Source organism: Pseudomonas syringae KCTC 12500, assembly GCF_000507185.2.
Classification (GTDB): domain Bacteria; phylum Pseudomonadota; class Gammaproteobacteria; order Pseudomonadales; family Pseudomonadaceae; genus Aquipseudomonas; species Aquipseudomonas syringae.
Genome location: NZ_AYTM02000002.1, coordinates 5370406 through 5385625, shown reverse-complemented (window position 1 = coordinate 5385625; position 15220 = coordinate 5370406). Strand labels below are relative to the sequence as shown.

Sequence of the window (15220 nt, the reverse complement as noted above, 5' to 3'; positions counted from 1 at the left end):
GGCTCAAGATCCTTCTTGGCGGGTAGGCAGCGGATTAAGCACTGCCGTCCCACATGTGTATGGCCCCTTTAACCCGGACAGTGCCGTACGGCCAAATGCCACCGCAGATCCACTTTCAGCGGATTGCAATCCTGTCCCTGTTTTTTGTTACAGACGCAGGATGAAAGGTTAGGCTGAATACCCGGAGACCAAGTGCCATCATCAGGCTTATCAGTAAGTGCAATCAGTAGTTGCCGCGCAGCAGTCGACATGGTCCGTTTTTGCGCGGTCGGAATCAGGAAAGCTCAAGATGAACACGGCGCAACATTTCGAGTACCACGACGACCCACGCTTTTATCTGCAACTGGCCAAACTGGTGTCCAGTACGGGCGACGACACCTTTGCCGGGCATATGCTGCAGTTGGTGGATTCACTGGTGCCCATTCACGGGCTTGGCCTCAGTGAATGGACGCTGGACCTGCGCGAGAGCAGCATCAGTCGTATCAATCCGCTGGGCAGTGCGGGCCTGAAGCATGACCCTCCCGGCAGCGAGACCACCGGCCATCCTCTGCTACCCAGCATTCTGCACATGCAGGACCCGTTGCTGATTCAGCTCAAGACCCCGCTGAGCGCGCAACATCCTCAGCACAACACCCACCAGTGCAATCTGGTGTCCAGCCACGGCGAACGTCGGCTGATCATCTGCTTTTATCGGCTGACTGCGTTGCGGGCGTTTTCGCTGACAGAACTGTCCTTGCTCAAAAGCCTCTCCGATACGCTGTTGCCGCTGGTCGAGCACCACGCGCAGAGCCTCGCTCAGTCCAGCAACAACGCCACCCGCGTCGAACCTGAGCCTGGCTCGCTGGATCAGGCATTCACTGGCAGGCTTGCACAGGACTCGGTCACACTTTCAGCACGCGAGCAGGAAGTCTGCCTGGGCTTGCTGACCGGTGGCACCGTGGCTGAAATGGCGCAGCGCCTCAAGGTCAAGAACAGTTCGGTGGAGACCTACCTCAAGCGCGCTACCGCCAAACTGGGCGTCAGCGGACGACATGGCCTGGCACGCTGGATGGCAGGTGATTGAAGCGCGTATGCCCTGGTGAATGAACTGCAGCGATACGCACCCGGAAAAAAGGGCCACTAAAGGCCCTTTCGCACAGACGCTCCTGTTTTCAATCAACCCGGAAGGCAATCACGCTGTCGCCCAGCGTCGTACCAAGCGATCCGTGACCGCCAGCAGCGATGACCACGTACTGTTTGCCGTCGTTGCCGGTATACGTCGAAGGAATCGATTGGCCACCCGCGGGTAACTCGTATTCCCAGAGCACTTTGCCGCTATTGACGTCGTAGGCGCGGAAAAAGTTATCCGCCGTCGCGCCGTGAAAGGCCAGTCCGCCTGCCGTCACCATCGGACCGCCATGGGCGACCATGCCCATGGGAAAGCCAACCGGGAAACGTCCCTGCATGAAGCTGGTTTTGAGGTTTTTGGTGGTGCCGACCCGACGCATCCATTGGGTCTTGCCAGTTGTCAGGTCGACCCCGGCCATGGTCCCCCACGGTGGCGCTGTGCACGGGATGGCAAGGCTTGAGGCGAATCTGGAAATACGAATGGCGGAGTCACCGTCGAAGTTCTCGTTCCAGTAGGGCTTGCCCTCCTGAGTGAACAGGCGTTTTTCCTGGGCCTGCGCGGGGCGCTTGATCAGGTTGTAGACATACGCCAGGCGCACCGGTGCGGCGATCAGCAATTGGCGGTCAGGGTCCACGGCCACCGAACCCCAGTTGAACACGCCTATATTGCCGGGATAGATCAGCGAGCCTGACTCGGTGGCCGGTGTCCAGGGGTTACCGTCATAACGAAGTGTGTTGTAAGCGATCCGGCAAGCCATCTGGTCAAACGGCGTAACGCCCCACATGGACTTCTCGGTCAACACCGGCGGGATGAAGTTAAGTCGCGAGACCGGCTGGGTGGGTGCAAAGCGCTCGCCTTCGACACCGCCATCGGTGCGCACACTGACCTGATCGACAGGCACGATCGGCTCCCCCGTCAGTCGGTTAAGCACGAAAATGTTGCCGACCTTGGTCGGCAATACCACGGCAGGCTGGCGGTTGCCGTCCTTTCCCAGATCCAGCAGTGAGGGCTGCGAGGGGTTGTCGCGATCCCAGAGGTCATTGTTCGAGGTCTGGAATTTCCAGCGTAGCGCGCCGGTCTTCAGGTCGAGTGCCACCAGCGCATCGCGAAACTGCTCGGTGTTGCTGTCGGGGTTACGCCGGGTGCCGTTTTCGTCGGGCGAAGCGTTGCCAAACGGGACGTACACCAGACCGTTTTTAACATCGGCGCTCAGGGTTGCCCAAGCGACCGGCGTATCTTGCGGATAGTTCTGGTCAGCCGCTATGGGTTGCGTGTTGTCCGGGTTTTGCGGATCGAAGTTCCATACCAGCCGGCCGGCGATGACGTCGTAGGCGCGAATCACACCCGACGGGTTGCCATCGTTATAGCCGTTATCCATGATCGAGCTGCCGATCACGATCAGTTCACCGGCAATCAGTGGCGCGGAGGTCTGCATCAGCGCGTGCGGGCGGATGGTGCCCATGTTGACGCTCAAGTCGATCACCCCGCCGCTGCCGAAGTCGCTGCACAGGTTGCCGGTGTCGGCATCAAGCGCTACCAGTCTGGCGTCTGCAGTCGCGGTGATGATGCGTTTGGCACACTGAGCCGGCTGTTGTGGCTGACCCGTCGAGCTGGAGGCCGCGGAATAATAGCTGACGCCACGGCAGGTCTGATGCTGTTGCAGGTACGAGCGTTTTTTTTCGGGGGTGTATTTCCAGGCCAGTTGCCCGGTCTGCGGGTTCAGTGCATGCACTTCGTTATGAGGCGTGCACACGTACACCCGGTCGTTGATCTTGAGGGGCGTCGCTTCAAAGGTGTACTCGCCAGCGTCCTTGTCCTCATCACGCAGGTCGCCGGTGTGGTATTCCCAAGCGACTGACAGCTTGCCGACGTTGTCCGGGTTGATCTGATCGAGGCTGGAGAAGCGCTGGCCCGCGTTGCTACCGCCATATGCAGCCCAGTCACGGCCTGCCGACTCGGCGCTGCGGGTGGTCGCCACGTTGTCGATCCACCCCTGCTGCGGGTACGGATCGTGAAACATCAGCGCAATCACGATCAGCAGCATTGCGCCAAGCGTACCGCCCAGCAACGGATGAAAACGACGCTTATCGCTACTCGAGCAAGCCTGATAAAGCGGCCGCACTACCCAAGGCATGGCCAGCCACAGGCCAATCAGTGCAAACAGATCGCCGCGAGGGATCCACTGCCATCTGTCGAGGCCGGCTTCGTAGATGATCCAGATCAGGATCGCCCACATCATCAAGGCATACAGGGTAAGTGCCGATTTCCTTTTCAGGAATACCAGGGTTGCTGTGGCCAGCAAACCCAGGGCAATCACCGAGTAGGCCGGTGAACCGCCGGCAGCCACCAGTTGCGCACCCATGAACAGCAGAATGAGGCTGAGTATCGCGATGACGATACCGGTCACTTTGAGAATCATCTTCCTTGCCCTTTATTGTTATCCGATCTTGCGCAGCGACGCTTTCGACCACGGATTTCGCCCGTAGTGTCAGTTTTTGCGTGTCGCGTCATCCAGGGCAAGGATGGTATGGGCGTTGGTGACGGTGGTTGCCAGGGTGTTGATCACGCCTGAGCGCAAGGCACCCAGCGTGGCGGCGGCCTTGGTGTTTTCACTGGCGATGGCCACTACATCCGGGATACGAAACAATTCCTGCACGGTCAGGCCGATCACCCGGCCCTGTATGGCATTCACCGCAGGCTTGCCATGAATGTCGATGAAGTCATAGCCCATCATGTCGCCCACCGTGCCGGACAGCCTGGCCTGGGCGATTTCCTGCGGGGAGAACCAGCCCATGCGCACCATATTGCTGTTCTCGCTCATGTCACCGATACCGATCAGCGCCATGTCGGCACGCCGCGCACGGTCAAGCGTCGAGCGCACGGTGTCGTTGCTGATCAGAACACTGCGCAGTTCGGGGTTGGCGACCAGCGCCGGGGCGTACAGGCTCTCGCTTTCGCCACCGAAGCGCAGCGCCAGACGGCGGCAGATGTGGTCGGGGTTCATGTACTCGCCCGCCTTGAGCGAACCGCCGATGGCACAGACAAATGTGCAGTTGCGCGTCACCGGCAGGAAGACGTTGTCCGCAACCGCACCCACATTGCGGCCCATGCCTACCGCGACGATCATGCCGTCGCCGAGGGTCTTGTTCAGGTAATTGGCAACCAGGCTGGCGACCGCCGAGCGCTGGGTGTCCGGGTCGCTGTGGTCGACTGCAATCAACGCCCTGTCCAGTTGAAAGCGCTCGACCAGCGCCAGTTCCAGCTCGTTGTTCATCGCCGGGTGCTGCAGCACCCGTACTTCGACAATCCCTTCATCACGTGCGCGTTTGAGCAGTCGGCTGACTTTTGCGCGCGACAGGTCAAAGCGTTTGGCGATGGCCTCCTGAGTGACGTTCTCAAGGTAATAGAGCATAGCGACTTCAGTCATCAGGTCGATGTCGCTGGCCATGCGCTGGGTACTGTCACTCATGTGAACGGGCTTCCGTTTCGGCGTCAAAGGCACATTCTCCCTACTCCCGCCCTGTCCCGTCCACTGACTATTGATGTCCGTCACGCTCTATCGCATTGATGCGTTCGACCTTGGCGCCGGAGCGCGCGGCTTCGAACTCAGACTCCAGAAACGATTTGACGATGCTTTTCGCCAGTTCCGTGCCGATCACCCGTGCACCGATAGAAAGAATTTGCGCATCGTTGCTCTTGCGCGCTCGCTCTGCCGAATAGGTGTCGTGAGCCTGGGCCGCACGAATGCCGAAGACCTTGTTGGCGGAGATGGCCATGCCTATTCCGGTCCCACAGACCAGCACGCCAAGCCGCTGCTGCCCGGCGTTGATGGCTGTGGCCACGGCCAGGGCGATGTCCGGGTAAAGCACCGGGGCCGTGGAATGAGTACCGAAATCGGTCACCGGATAACCCAGCGACTCGATATGGCGCTTCAACAATTCCTTGAGTTCATAACCCGCTTCATCACATCCGATAGCCACCGCGAAAGGTGTGTTCATGGCATCAGGCTCCGCTGCCGAGGTCTTATCATCTGACCAAATGTTCAATCGGTGAAATTCCAATCAGCCATTTCTCGAACATTAGCTCTGTTCTGTCAAGCAAGTTTTCCAGCGAACACTCAATAAAAGCTCCTAATCGCCGCAGCACTGCCTCTCAGGCGGCACTTCAAAACTTTTATATGAAACAGATTGACTGATCAGAATTTCATTTGGTACACATATGCTCACTGAGCAACGCATCAGCACCTAATAAGAATTCACAGCACGAGGACACGCCAATGGCCATGCCATTACTGCTCCAGGCTGAACACGTCACCAAGGCTTACGCTGGCATCCCCGCCCTGCGTGACGGGCGTCTCTCATTGCGAGCCGGAAGCGTGCACGCCCTGTGCGGCGGCAATGGCGCCGGCAAGTCCACTTTTCTGAGCATTCTGATGGGCATCACCCAACGTGATGCCGGGACCATCCTGCTCAACGGCGAGCCGGTGCAGTTCAATCGTCCCGGCGATGCTCTGGCAGCCGGGATTGCGATGATCACCCAAGAGCTGGAACCCATCCCCTTCATGACCGTCGCCGAGAACATCTGGCTGGGCCGCGAGCCACGTCGGGCCGGGTGCATTGTTGACAGCAAGGAACTGAACCGACGCACCCGCGCACTGCTGGACGAGCTGGAATTCGACGTCGACGCCACCAGCCCCATGCATTTGCTGAGTGTGGCGCAGATACAACTGGTGGAAATTGCCAAGGCCTTCAGCCATGACTGCTCAGTGATGATCATGGACGAGCCCACCTCGGCCATTGGCGAGCGTGAGGCGCAAATCCTGTTCAAGGCCATCCGCCGGCTTGCCGCCCGGGGCGCGGGCATCATCTATGTTTCCCACCGCCTCAGCGAGCTGGCACAGATTGCCGACGATTACAGCATCTTTCGCGACGGCGCCTTTGTCGAAAGCGGACGCATGGCCGATATCGACCGGGCACACCTTGTGCGCGGTATTGTCGGTCAGGAGTTGGCGCGTATCGATCACAAGGTCGGCCGCGAATGCGCAGCCGAGTGCTGCCTGAAGGTCGAGGGCCTGAGCCGCAACGGCGAGTTCGAAGACATCAGCCTGCACGTGCGTCACGGCGAAATTCTCGGCATTTATGGGCTGATGGGCTCGGGTCGCAGCGAGTTCCTCAATTGTCTCTATGGCCTGACCACACCGGACGCCGGCAGCGTGACCCTGCAAGGCAAGCCACTGCCGGTCGGTATGCCCAAGGCGACCATTCGCGCGGGCGTTTCACTGGTCACCGAAGACCGCAAGGACAGCGGTCTGGTGCTCAGTGGCAGCATCCTGTCCAACATCGCGCTGTCGGCTTACCGCCGGCTGTCGAACTGGTCGCTGATCGATGCCCGCAAGGAGCACAGGCTGGCCGAAGACATGGTCAAGCGCCTGCAGATCAAGACGACGTCGCTGGATCTGACCGTCGCGTCGATGAGCGGCGGCAACCAACAGAAGGTCGTCCTCGCCAAATGCCTCTCCACCGAACCGGTGTGCCTGCTCTGCGACGAGCCGACCCGGGGCATCGACGAGGGTGCCAAGCAGGAAATCTATCACCTGCTGGATCAGTTCGTACGCGCTGGCGGGGCTGCCATCGTGGTCTCTTCGGAGGCGCCGGAGCTGCTGCGCCTCAGTGACCGAATCGCCGTGTTCAAAGGTGGCAAGCTGGTGACCATCAGCAGCGATGCCGATCTTTCCCAGGAAGTCCTGTTGAGTCTTGCCTCATGAATGCCAAAACCATCATCGCACCAGCCTCCACGTCTCCACGCAGCCGCCTGCGTCTGTCTCTCGACCGTTTCGGCCTGCCGCTGGTGTTCATTCTGTTGTGCCTGGTACTGGCTTTTGCCAGCGAATATTTCATGACCTGGCGCAACTGGATGGACATCCTGCGCCAGACCTCGATCAACGGCATTCTCGCGGTCGGCATGACCTACGTGATCCTGACCAAGGGCATCGACCTTTCCGTCGGCTCGATTCTGGCGTTCGCCGGATTGTGCAGCGCACTGGTGGCGACACAGGGCTATGGCCTGCTGGCGGCAGTCAGCGCAGGCATGTTTGCCGGTGCCATGCTCGGCGTGGTCAATGGCTTCATGGTCGCCAATCTTTCGATTCCACCGTTCGTCGCCACCCTGGGCATGCTCAGCATCGCCCGCGGCATGACCTTCATCCTCAACGACGGCAGCCCGGTGACTGACCTGCCCGAAGAATACCTGGCGTTGGGTATCGGCCGGATCGGCCCGATTGGTGTGCCGATCATTATCTTCGCGGTGGTTGCGCTGATTTTCTGGATGGTCCTGCGCTACACCACCTACGGCCGTTACGTGTACGCCGTCGGCGGTAACGAAAAGAGCGCACGCACCTCCGGTATCGGCGTACGCAAGGTGATGTTTTCGGTGTACGTGGTTTCCGGGCTGCTCGCCGGACTGGCAGGCGTAGTGCTGTCCGCCAGAACCACCTCCGCCCTGCCCCAGGCCGGCATGTCCTACGAACTGGACGCTATCGCAGCAGTGGTCATCGGCGGCACCAGTCTGTCGGGAGGCACCGGCAGCATTGTCGGCACGCTGTTTGGTGCGCTACTGATCGGCGTGATCAACAACGGCCTTAACCTGCTCGGCGTGTCCTCCTATTACCAGCAGGTCGCCAAGGGCCTGATCATCGTGTTCGCAGTGTTGATTGATGTGTGGCGCAAGAAAAAACGCTAAACCGGCATGAACGACTGACTACAACAATAACGAGGTTCTTATCATGAAATTCGGTACATCCCTGGCCGCTGTCGCGGCGTTCTCCCTGCTCGCCAGCAGTATCTCCATGGCCGCCGATGGCAAGACTTACAAGATCGGCGCGGCGGTGTATGGCCTCAAGGGGCAGTTCATGCAGAACTGGGTGCGAGAGCTCAAGGAGCATCCGGCGGTCAAGGACGGCACCGTGAAAATCACCGTGTTCGACGGTAACTACGATGCGCTGACCCAGAACAATCAGATAGAGACCATGATCACTCAGCACTACGATGCGATCATTTTCGTGCCCATCGACACCAAGGCCGGCGTCGGCACGGTGGCCAGGGCGATGGAAAACGACATACCGGTCATCGCATCGAACACCCGGGTTGCTGGCAACAAGGTGCCTTACGTCGGCAACGACGATGTCGAGGGTGGTCGCCTGCAGGCACAGGCCATGGTCGACAAACTCAAGGGCAAAGGCAATGTGGTGATCATCCAGGGGCCGATTGGCCAGTCGGCGCAAATTGATCGGGAAAAAGGTGAACTGGAAGTCCTGAGCAAACACCCGGACATCAAGATCATCGAGAAGAAGACCGCCAATTGGTCCCGGGCCGAAGCCCAGACCCTGACTGAAGACTGGCTCAACGCGCATCAGAACGGCGGCATCTCCGGGATCATTTCGCAGAACGACGACATGGCTCTCGGTGCCCTGCAAGCGGTGATATCACGCAACCTGAAGCCTGCCGATGTGCCGATCACCTCCATCGACGGCATGCCTGACGCCATCCAGGCGGCGAAGAAAAATGAAATCACGACCTTCCTGCAGGACGCCCAGGCCCAATCGCAGGGCGCCCTCGATGTCGCCCTTCGCACCCTGGCCGGCAAGGATTACAAGCCGCAGTCGGTGATCTGGGAGCGCTATGCCAAAGACGTCAAATGGGGCGACGGCACCGACAAGAACTACATCCTGCCCTGGGTGCCGGTCACCGATGCCAACGCCGATGCACTGTACAAACAGGTCAGCGGCGGCAAGTAAGCGGTCTGAGATTCCCGCTTCTGCCCGAAGGGCGTGGGAGCGAACCGGGCGACGCTTCGCTTGTTCGCGAAGACAGTATTTCAAACGACGCATTTTCGGCGGTCATACCGGCCTCTTCGCGAACAAGTTCGCTCCCACGGCCTTCGGCCAGAATCAAAAGCTAACGTGTTTGAATCTTCAAAAAAACAGCGCTACAGGAGTCATCTTCATGTCTGAATTCTGGAACAAGGCGTTCGATCTCAATGGCCGTTGTGCGGTCATCACCGGCGGAGCAGCCGGGATTGGCCTTGCCTGTGCCAGCCTGCTGGTCGCACGCGGGGCGCGGGTCGCACTGCTGGACCGTGACCCGGCAGTGGCCGAGGTTGCCGCCAGCCTGGGCAGCGGGCACATTGGTATTGCGGTCGACCTGCGCAGCGTCGATCAGGTCAACAGCACCATCGACAGCGTCTTCGAGCATTTCAAGCGTATTGATTACCTGATCAACAGTGCCGGGGTTGCCGTGCTGGACAAGGCTGTCGACGTCAGCGAAGAGGCCTGGGACACGACGCTGGAGATCAACCTCAAGGCCAGTTTCTTCGTCGCCCAGGCCTGCGCGCGACACATGCTCGGCCAAGGCAGCGGACGCATCGTCAACCTTGCCTCGCAGGCCGCAGTCATTGGCCTGGACAGGCACGTCGCGTACTGCGCGAGCAAGGCCGCAGTGGTCGGCATGACCAAAGTACTGGCCATGGAGTGGGCACCGCACATCAACGTCAACGCCATATCGCCCACCATCGTCGAGACTGCGCTGGGCAAAAAGGCCTGGGCGGGCGAAGTCGGAGAACGGGCCAAAACACAGATCCCGGCAGGCCGCTTCGCTCAGCCGGAGGAAATAGCCGGGCTGGCCCTGTACCTGCTCAGCGACGCAGCCAGCATGATCACCGGCGAAAACGTAGTGATCGACGGCGGCTACAGCATCCAGTAATTCATTTTTCTGTCGTGAGGTTCATCGTCATGTCCACCGTCACCGAACGCACTGCCGAACAACTTTCACCGGTCATACCGAAAACCATGCAGGCCGTGGTCTGCCACGGTCCGGAAGACTACCGGCTGGAAACCGTGGATGTGCCGACTCCCGGCCCCGACGAAATCCTCACCAAGGTCGAGCTGTGTGGCATCTGCATGGGCGACATCAAGACCTATCGCGGCGCGCCCTCGTTCTGGGGCGATGCCGAGCAGCCTCGCTACGTCAAACCACCGATGATTCCCGGCCATGAATTCGTCTGTCGCGTGGTGGCGCTCGGCCCTGGTGCCGAAAAGCGTGGCGTGCAGATCGGCGACCGGGTGATCTCCGAGCAGATCGTGCCGTGCTGGGGCTGCCGCTTCTGCAACCACGGACAGTACTGGATGTGCCAGAAGCACGACCTTTACGGCTTCCAGAACAACGTGCAGGGCGCCATGGCCCAGTACATGATTTTTACCAAGGAAGGCATCATTCACAAGGTGCCCGACTCGATTGCCGCGGACGAAGCCATTCTCATCGAGCCGCTGGCCTGCTCGCTGCACGCAGCCGAACGGGCCGATGTCGATTTCGACGACATTGTGGTCGTCGCCGGGGCCGGCACACTGGGCCTCGGGATCATTGGCGCGGTTCGCATGCGTAACCCGAAAAAACTCATCGTTCTCGACATGAAGCCCGAGCGCGCCGCCCTCGCCCTGCGCATGGGTGCCGACGAGGTGTGGAACCCGGCCGAGGTCGATGTGCTGGCGAAGATCCGTGAGATAACCGACGGCTACGGTTGCGACATCTATATAGAAGCCACCGGACACCATAAGGCGGTCAATCAGGGCCTGGCGATGCTGCGCAAACTCGGACGCTTTGTGGAGTTCAGCGTATTCAACGATGAGGCCACAGTGGACTGGTCGATCATCGGTGACCGCAAGGAGCTGGACGTGCTCGGTTCTCACCTTGGTCCCTACATGTACCCGCGCGCCATCGACTTTATCGGCAACCGCAAGATCGACATGCGCGACGTCGTCACGCACAAATTCCCCCTGGCGGAGTTCAAGGAGGCGTTTGCCGTCATGGAGCGAGGTGATAAATCATTGAAGGTGGTTCTGGAACCCTGATCCGCCCGATCCTTATAAAAAGAACACAGGAAATCGCGTTATGAACCGAGTGATAAACGATCCGGACCAGGTGGTCGAGGACATGCTGCGCGGCATTCTGGTAGCGCACCCCGAACTGTCGCAAAGTGAAGGTAACCCGCGGGTCATCAGCAAAACCCGCCCTTCAGAGCAAGGGCACGTAGGGATCGTCACCGGCGGCGGTTCCGGTCATGAACCGGCCTTTCTTGGTTATGTCGGTCCCGGGCTGGTGGATGCAGTAGCGGTCGGCGAGATTTTTTCCTCGCCCACGGCCAAGAGCTTTTTCGACGCCTTCCGCGCGGCCGATCACGGTGCAGGCATCGCCTGCCTGTACGGCAACTACGCGGGCGACAACATGAACGTGAAGCTGGCGATGAAAATGGCCGCCAGCAAAGACCTGCAAGTGCGCACGGTGGTGGCCAACGACGATGTGGCCTCGGCACCGAAATCCGATATCGCCAAGCGACGCGGAGTGGCCGGGGAAATTTTCATGTGGAAGGTCGGCGGCGCCGCGGCTGCACACGGTTACGATCTGGACGGCGTGATCCGCGTCGCGCAGAAGGCCGTGGATCAATGCCGATCCATCGGTATCGGCCTGACGCCCTGCACCATCGCGGCGGTCGGCAAGCCCAACTTTCAGATCCCCGACGGCAAAATGGAGCTGGGCATCGGCCACCATGGCGAACCGGGTATCGAAGTCATCGACATCGAGTCTGCGGCGGCCATGGCAGAACGCATGCTGGCGCCGATTCTGGCCGATCGGGATTTCAGCGTGGACGACAGCGTAGTCGTGCTGGTTTCAGGCCTCGGAGCAACGCCGGTGATGGAGCTCTACGTGTTCTACGCCGAAGTGGAGCGCCTGCTCAAGGCCCGAGGCTTGAAAATCCATCGCTGCTACGTGGGCAATTACTTTACGTCGCTGGAGATGATGGGGGTAACCCTGACGCTGCTGGGCCTGGACGCCGAGCTGAAAAAGCTGATCGACCACCCTTGCCGTTCCATCGGCATGACCCAGGCGGAGTGAACCATGAGCGAGCATTTTTCTACGTATCTCCCTGCGCAGCAGGGCACTCCGATCGTTGCCGACCTGGTGAGCGTGATCGTCGCCAATCGCGAATACCTCAGCGAAGTGGATGGCGCGATCGGTGACGGCGACCATGGCATCAACATGGCCAAGGGCTTCGCCCACTGCGGTCGTACCATCGAAGGCCGCCAGCTGAGCCTCGCCGAGGCGCTGGATGAGCTGACCCTGAGTCTGATGGAAGGCATCGGCGGCTCCATGGGCCCGCTGTACGGCAGCCTGTTTATCGGCATGGCCGATCAGGTACGCGGCTGCGAGCAGATCGATGCCGCTGCCTTCGCCAGTCTGCTTCGCGGCGGCCTCACCTCACTGCAGGACATCACCGAAGCCGGGGTCGGCGACAAATGCTTGATGGATACCTTGATTCCGGCCGTCGAAGCCTTCGAGCAGGCCCACGCCCGGGGGGAATCATTCAGTGCAGCGCTCGATACAATGAAAAGCGCTGCATCACAAGGGCGCGATTCCACCCGTGATCTGGTCGCGAAGATAGGCCGGGCGAGCCGCCTCGGCGAACGGTCGCTCGGCGTGCTGGATGCAGGCGCGGTGTCGTGCTGCCTGATACTGACGCAACTGGCGGATTCAGTGCAGCCGAGGCTGAAAGACCGTTAAAGCACAGCGCGATCAAAGCTCGAATCGCCCGGCCAGGGAGATTGGACCTACGCCTGGCGCGTCGGCTGGCTGGGACGATTGTTCATCTGGCCCTACCACATCAACCTGCACTTGCAGCACCACCGAACTGCGAGCATACCGTGGCATGCCCTGCCCTCTGCAGTTCGAGCCGGGGAACAGCTCATGGCATCCCGCTCGCTTGCATCGCTGATGTGGTCGAGGCTCAAGCAGAAATACTAATGCCTGCGCGATCCGACACAGAGTAGTCATTCACTATTATTGGCCACGCGGCGGTCAACGACCTTGCCCCGTTGCTGGAAGCATTGCGTTATCGGTGATTGATCAAATGACAGAAACTCGCAACCTGGCGAGCTCCAGTCTGGCCAAGGAGCAGGCGACCTGACAGCCTGCGCTGTCAGGGTCATCCCGGGTCAGGCGAAGTCAAAGGGACCTTCGAAACGACCTATCGGCACCCAATGGGTGATCAGGCCCGTGTCGGCTTTCCAGTGATGCAGCAGCAATGCAGGCGGTTCGACATAGGAAGCGTCGGCAGCCTCGGGGTGCAGTCGCAAGGCGATGGCCGTCGTCGTGCTCGGCGCCGTACACATCAGCGTCCCGCCGAAGCGCAGTTGCATGAAGCGATGAATATGCCCACAGACTATGCGCTCGATGGCCGGGTATCTGCAGACCACCTCTGCCAGCCGCTCGCCCCTTTCACAACGGTACGCATCGATGTAGGGGATGCCGCTGGAAAACGGAGGCTGGTGCATCATGATCAGCGTTGGTTTGTCCGGCTCCAGCGCCAGTGTGCGATCCAGCCACTGGGTCGCAGTGTCGGTCATATCGCCGTGATGCTGATCCGGGACGCTGATATCCAGACCAATGATGCGCACCGGCGCAGAACCCGAGTAGACGAAACTGCAATCCTGGTCATTGATGAAGTAGTCGTCTCGGGAAAAGCGTCGCGCAGGTTCTGCCGGTGATCATGGTTGCCCGGTATCATCAGCAGCTTTTGCCGCAGCGGCTGCAGCAATTCCCGGGCCATCGCGTACTCTTCGGGCCGCCCCTCGTCCACCAGATCACCGCTGAATACAATCAGATCGGGTGGTGGGTCTAGGGCATTTATCGTGTCGACGGCGGCGGCCAGCATTGCGTTGGAGTCCACCACGCCTTGATAGAGTTGCCCTCTGGGCCGTACATGTGTGTCCGAAATGTGTGCTATCAGCATTCCATTACCTCAATCGTGTCCGGGTCGCGTGTTCACTTATGCAGTGAACTTGCAACGACCGGGCCAGACTGCACCTCAAGCACTGGGACTGGCCGCTGCTACCCTCACGCCTCGGGAAACACCGGCTCCCCCAGGTTGAGCATGAGCCGGTTGGCCCAGGCAAATATCGAGATGGCGTGAATCAGGTCCAGCACCTGTGTCTCGTCCAGCCCCTGTTCGTATAGCGCCTGGATATGGCCGGCGTTGAGCGAAGCCGGTTCAAGCGTCAGGTCGATGGCGAACTGCACGATCGCTTTTTCACGTGCCGTCGTGCCGGCCGTTGCGGGGTCGGCAAACACCTGGGCGATGACGTCATTGCGCTTGGCCAGTTGTTCGAAGCGTTGCGCATGCACCGACGCGCAATACACGCAGCGGTTAATGCGCGACACCACTGTGCTCGCCAGCTCTCGCTCGGCGCGCGACAGGCCGCCGGGTGCGTACATGATTGCGTTGAACGCCTGAGAGCGCTGGCGAAGAATGTCCGGATGATGGGCCAGTGTCAGGTAGTAATCCGAGGTCTTGGCTTGCGGGTGGCTTTCTTCAAGCACAGCGACCTGCTCGGCGCTCGCGCTGTCGAGGTCCACGGTGGGCAACCAGGCTTTCCAGCCCAGCACCTGATTGGTGAAACCTTCAATTTCTATGAGTTCGCTCATCAGGCTGCTCCGGCAGACTTTAAAGCACCCAGCCCTGCGGCCAGACGCACCTGGTAGGACAGAAAGGCGATCAGTTGTGCCAGCACCACAATTTCAGCGGTGCTCAGCCCCTGATGTTGTAGCGCCTGCAATGCGCTTTGATCGCCGTGTACCGGAGACTCGATCAAGGTCCTGGTAAAGCGCAGGATCGCCGCCAGGCGTTGATCCTCCAGCAGATCGATTTGGCTGGCGTCCACATCGGCTAGCACGTTAGCCTCGGCGCCTGCCGCCTGCAATTGCGACAGGTAATACCCGCTCAGGATCGGCTGCGCGCTCAGCAGCGTTGCGTAATAAGCCACCCAGAGGCGCTCGTTCAGCGACAGGTTGTGCGCCAGCGCCGGGTCGAAAAACAAGTCCTGACTGCCCTGGGTTGCCAGGGCCACCTTGTCCCGCGCATGGCGAACCGCGTGCAGCGGGCTGCCCGGTGCGATGCCCAGCAGGCTGTCGAGCACGTCCGGTATCGTTGAATATTCAGTGGTCGATGTCATGAAAGGTCCTGCGATGCTGTGGTTGCATTCGCGCAACCGCTCGCAAAAGCGGCGCG

At 60.1% G+C, this 15220-nt stretch carries 15 protein-coding genes and 1 pseudogene; 9 read left to right on the top strand and 7 right to left on the bottom strand.

Annotated features, from left to right (window positions below; all coding sequences use genetic code 11):
- The first annotated feature begins 289 nt into the window (after positions 1–289).
- Positions 290–1063 (top strand): helix-turn-helix transcriptional regulator, encoded by a 774-nt coding sequence (locus V476_RS24050; RefSeq protein ID WP_024960898.1) that lies wholly within the window; start codon positions 290–292, stop codon positions 1061–1063.
- 88 nt (positions 1064–1151) lie between these two features.
- On the opposite strand, the gene V476_RS24045 is transcribed toward V476_RS24050, so the two are convergent.
- From V476_RS24045 to rpiB, 3 genes are all read right to left on the bottom strand, one after another.
- A complete protein-coding gene (locus tag V476_RS24045) occupies positions 1152–3527 on the bottom strand; it encodes a glucose/quinate/shikimate family membrane-bound PQQ-dependent dehydrogenase (RefSeq protein ID WP_024960897.1) in 2376 nt (791 codons plus the stop codon).
- A 69-nt stretch (positions 3528–3596) separates the two neighbouring features.
- Positions 3597–4577: a sugar-binding transcriptional regulator gene (locus V476_RS24040; protein ID WP_024960896.1), complete on the bottom strand. Its 981-nt coding sequence runs from the start codon at positions 4575–4577 to the stop codon at positions 3597–3599.
- 67 nt (positions 4578–4644) lie between these two features.
- Positions 4645–5106, bottom strand: coding sequence for a ribose 5-phosphate isomerase B (rpiB, locus tag V476_RS24035; RefSeq protein WP_003317697.1), 462 nt, complete (start codon positions 5104–5106; stop codon positions 4645–4647).
- A gap of 278 nt (positions 5107–5384) precedes the next feature.
- Between rpiB and V476_RS24030 the strand changes: the two genes are divergently transcribed.
- The 8 genes and pseudogenes from V476_RS24030 to V476_RS27715 all read left to right on the top strand — a co-directional run.
- On the top strand, positions 5385–6872 hold the full coding sequence (locus V476_RS24030) for a sugar ABC transporter ATP-binding protein (RefSeq protein ID WP_024960895.1): 1488 nt from the start codon (positions 5385–5387) through the stop codon (positions 6870–6872).
- Positions 6869–7846 carry an ABC transporter permease gene (locus V476_RS24025; protein ID WP_003317694.1) on the top strand — a complete coding sequence of 326 codons (978 nt, stop codon included), beginning with the start codon at positions 6869–6871 and terminating at the stop codon, positions 7844–7846. Before V476_RS24030 ends, V476_RS24025 begins: the two co-directional genes overlap by 4 nt.
- Positions 7847–7889: 43 nt before the next feature.
- A complete protein-coding gene (locus V476_RS24020; protein WP_003317693.1) occupies positions 7890–8900 on the top strand; it encodes a substrate-binding domain-containing protein in 1011 nt (336 codons plus the stop codon).
- Positions 8901–9108: 208 nt separating this feature from the next.
- The gene (locus V476_RS24015) at positions 9109–9864 is read left to right on the top strand and encodes an SDR family oxidoreductase (RefSeq protein ID WP_024960894.1); all 756 of its coding nucleotides are present in this window, start codon (positions 9109–9111) and stop codon (positions 9862–9864) included.
- 29 nt (positions 9865–9893) lie between these two features.
- Positions 9894–11009, top strand: coding sequence for an MDR/zinc-dependent alcohol dehydrogenase-like family protein (locus tag V476_RS24010; protein ID WP_024960893.1), 1116 nt, complete (start codon positions 9894–9896; stop codon positions 11007–11009).
- Positions 11010–11049: 40 nt separating this feature from the next.
- On the top strand, positions 11050–12051 hold the full coding sequence (locus tag V476_RS24005; RefSeq protein ID WP_003402617.1) for a dihydroxyacetone kinase subunit DhaK: 1002 nt from the start codon (positions 11050–11052) through the stop codon (positions 12049–12051).
- A 3-nt stretch (positions 12052–12054) separates the two neighbouring features.
- Entirely contained in the window at positions 12055–12717 is a 663-nt protein-coding gene (gene dhaL, locus V476_RS24000; RefSeq protein ID WP_024960892.1) for a dihydroxyacetone kinase subunit DhaL, read from the top strand.
- A gap of 24 nt (positions 12718–12741) precedes the next feature.
- Positions 12742–12957, top strand: a pseudogene (locus V476_RS27715) (fatty acid desaturase); the annotation flags it as partial.
- A gap of 191 nt (positions 12958–13148) precedes the next feature.
- Here the strand turns inward: V476_RS27715 and V476_RS29565 are convergent.
- The 4 genes from V476_RS29565 to V476_RS23985 all read right to left on the bottom strand — a co-directional run bounded on the left by V476_RS29565 (position 13149) and on the right by V476_RS23985 (position 15164).
- Complete coding sequence (locus tag V476_RS29565; RefSeq protein WP_258043934.1) at positions 13149–13559, bottom strand: metallophosphoesterase family protein; 411 nt, start codon at positions 13557–13559, stop codon at positions 13149–13151.
- Positions 13556–13945: a metallophosphoesterase gene (locus V476_RS29560; RefSeq protein ID WP_258043933.1), complete on the bottom strand. Its 390-nt coding sequence runs from the start codon at positions 13943–13945 to the stop codon at positions 13556–13558. Before V476_RS29560 ends, V476_RS29565 begins: the two co-directional genes overlap by 4 nt.
- A gap of 104 nt (positions 13946–14049) precedes the next feature.
- Complete coding sequence (locus V476_RS23990; RefSeq protein WP_003346746.1) at positions 14050–14637, bottom strand: peroxidase-related enzyme; 588 nt, start codon at positions 14635–14637, stop codon at positions 14050–14052.
- Positions 14637–15164 carry a CMD domain-containing protein gene (locus V476_RS23985; RefSeq protein ID WP_024960891.1) on the bottom strand — a complete coding sequence of 176 codons (528 nt, stop codon included), beginning with the start codon at positions 15162–15164 and terminating at the stop codon, positions 14637–14639. Before V476_RS23985 ends, V476_RS23990 begins: the two co-directional genes overlap by 1 nt.
- Between the last annotated feature and the right edge of the window lie 56 nt (positions 15165–15220).

Bases quoted from the DNA above. Each gene is read 5' to 3' on its own strand.
- V476_RS24050 (WP_024960898.1), top strand. From the start codon at position 290: ATGAACACGGCGCAACATTTCGAGTACCACGACGACCCACGCTTTTAT.
- V476_RS24045 (WP_024960897.1), bottom strand. From the start codon at position 3,527: ATGATTCTCAAAGTGACCGGTATCGTCATCGCGATACTCAGCCTCATT.
- V476_RS24040 (WP_024960896.1), bottom strand. From the start codon at position 4,577: ATGAGTGACAGTACCCAGCGCATGGCCAGCGACATCGACCTGATGACT.
- rpiB (WP_003317697.1), bottom strand. From the start codon at position 5,106: ATGAACACACCTTTCGCGGTGGCTATCGGATGTGATGAAGCGGGTTAT.
- V476_RS24030 (WP_024960895.1), top strand. From the start codon at position 5,385: ATGGCCATGCCATTACTGCTCCAGGCTGAACACGTCACCAAGGCTTAC.
- V476_RS24025 (WP_003317694.1), top strand. From the start codon at position 6,869: ATGAATGCCAAAACCATCATCGCACCAGCCTCCACGTCTCCACGCAGC.
- V476_RS24020 (WP_003317693.1), top strand. From the start codon at position 7,890: ATGAAATTCGGTACATCCCTGGCCGCTGTCGCGGCGTTCTCCCTGCTC.
- V476_RS24015 (WP_024960894.1), top strand. From the start codon at position 9,109: ATGTCTGAATTCTGGAACAAGGCGTTCGATCTCAATGGCCGTTGTGCG.
- V476_RS24010 (WP_024960893.1), top strand. From the start codon at position 9,894: ATGTCCACCGTCACCGAACGCACTGCCGAACAACTTTCACCGGTCATA.
- V476_RS24005 (WP_003402617.1), top strand. From the start codon at position 11,050: ATGAACCGAGTGATAAACGATCCGGACCAGGTGGTCGAGGACATGCTG.
- dhaL (WP_024960892.1), top strand. From the start codon at position 12,055: ATGAGCGAGCATTTTTCTACGTATCTCCCTGCGCAGCAGGGCACTCCG.
- V476_RS29565 (WP_258043934.1), bottom strand. From the start codon at position 13,559: ATGACCGACACTGCGACCCAGTGGCTGGATCGCACACTGGCGCTGGAG.
- V476_RS29560 (WP_258043933.1), bottom strand. From the start codon at position 13,945: ATGCTGATAGCACACATTTCGGACACACATGTACGGCCCAGAGGGCAA.
- V476_RS23990 (WP_003346746.1), bottom strand. From the start codon at position 14,637: ATGAGCGAACTCATAGAAATTGAAGGTTTCACCAATCAGGTGCTGGGC.
- V476_RS23985 (WP_024960891.1), bottom strand. From the start codon at position 15,164: ATGACATCGACCACTGAATATTCAACGATACCGGACGTGCTCGACAGC.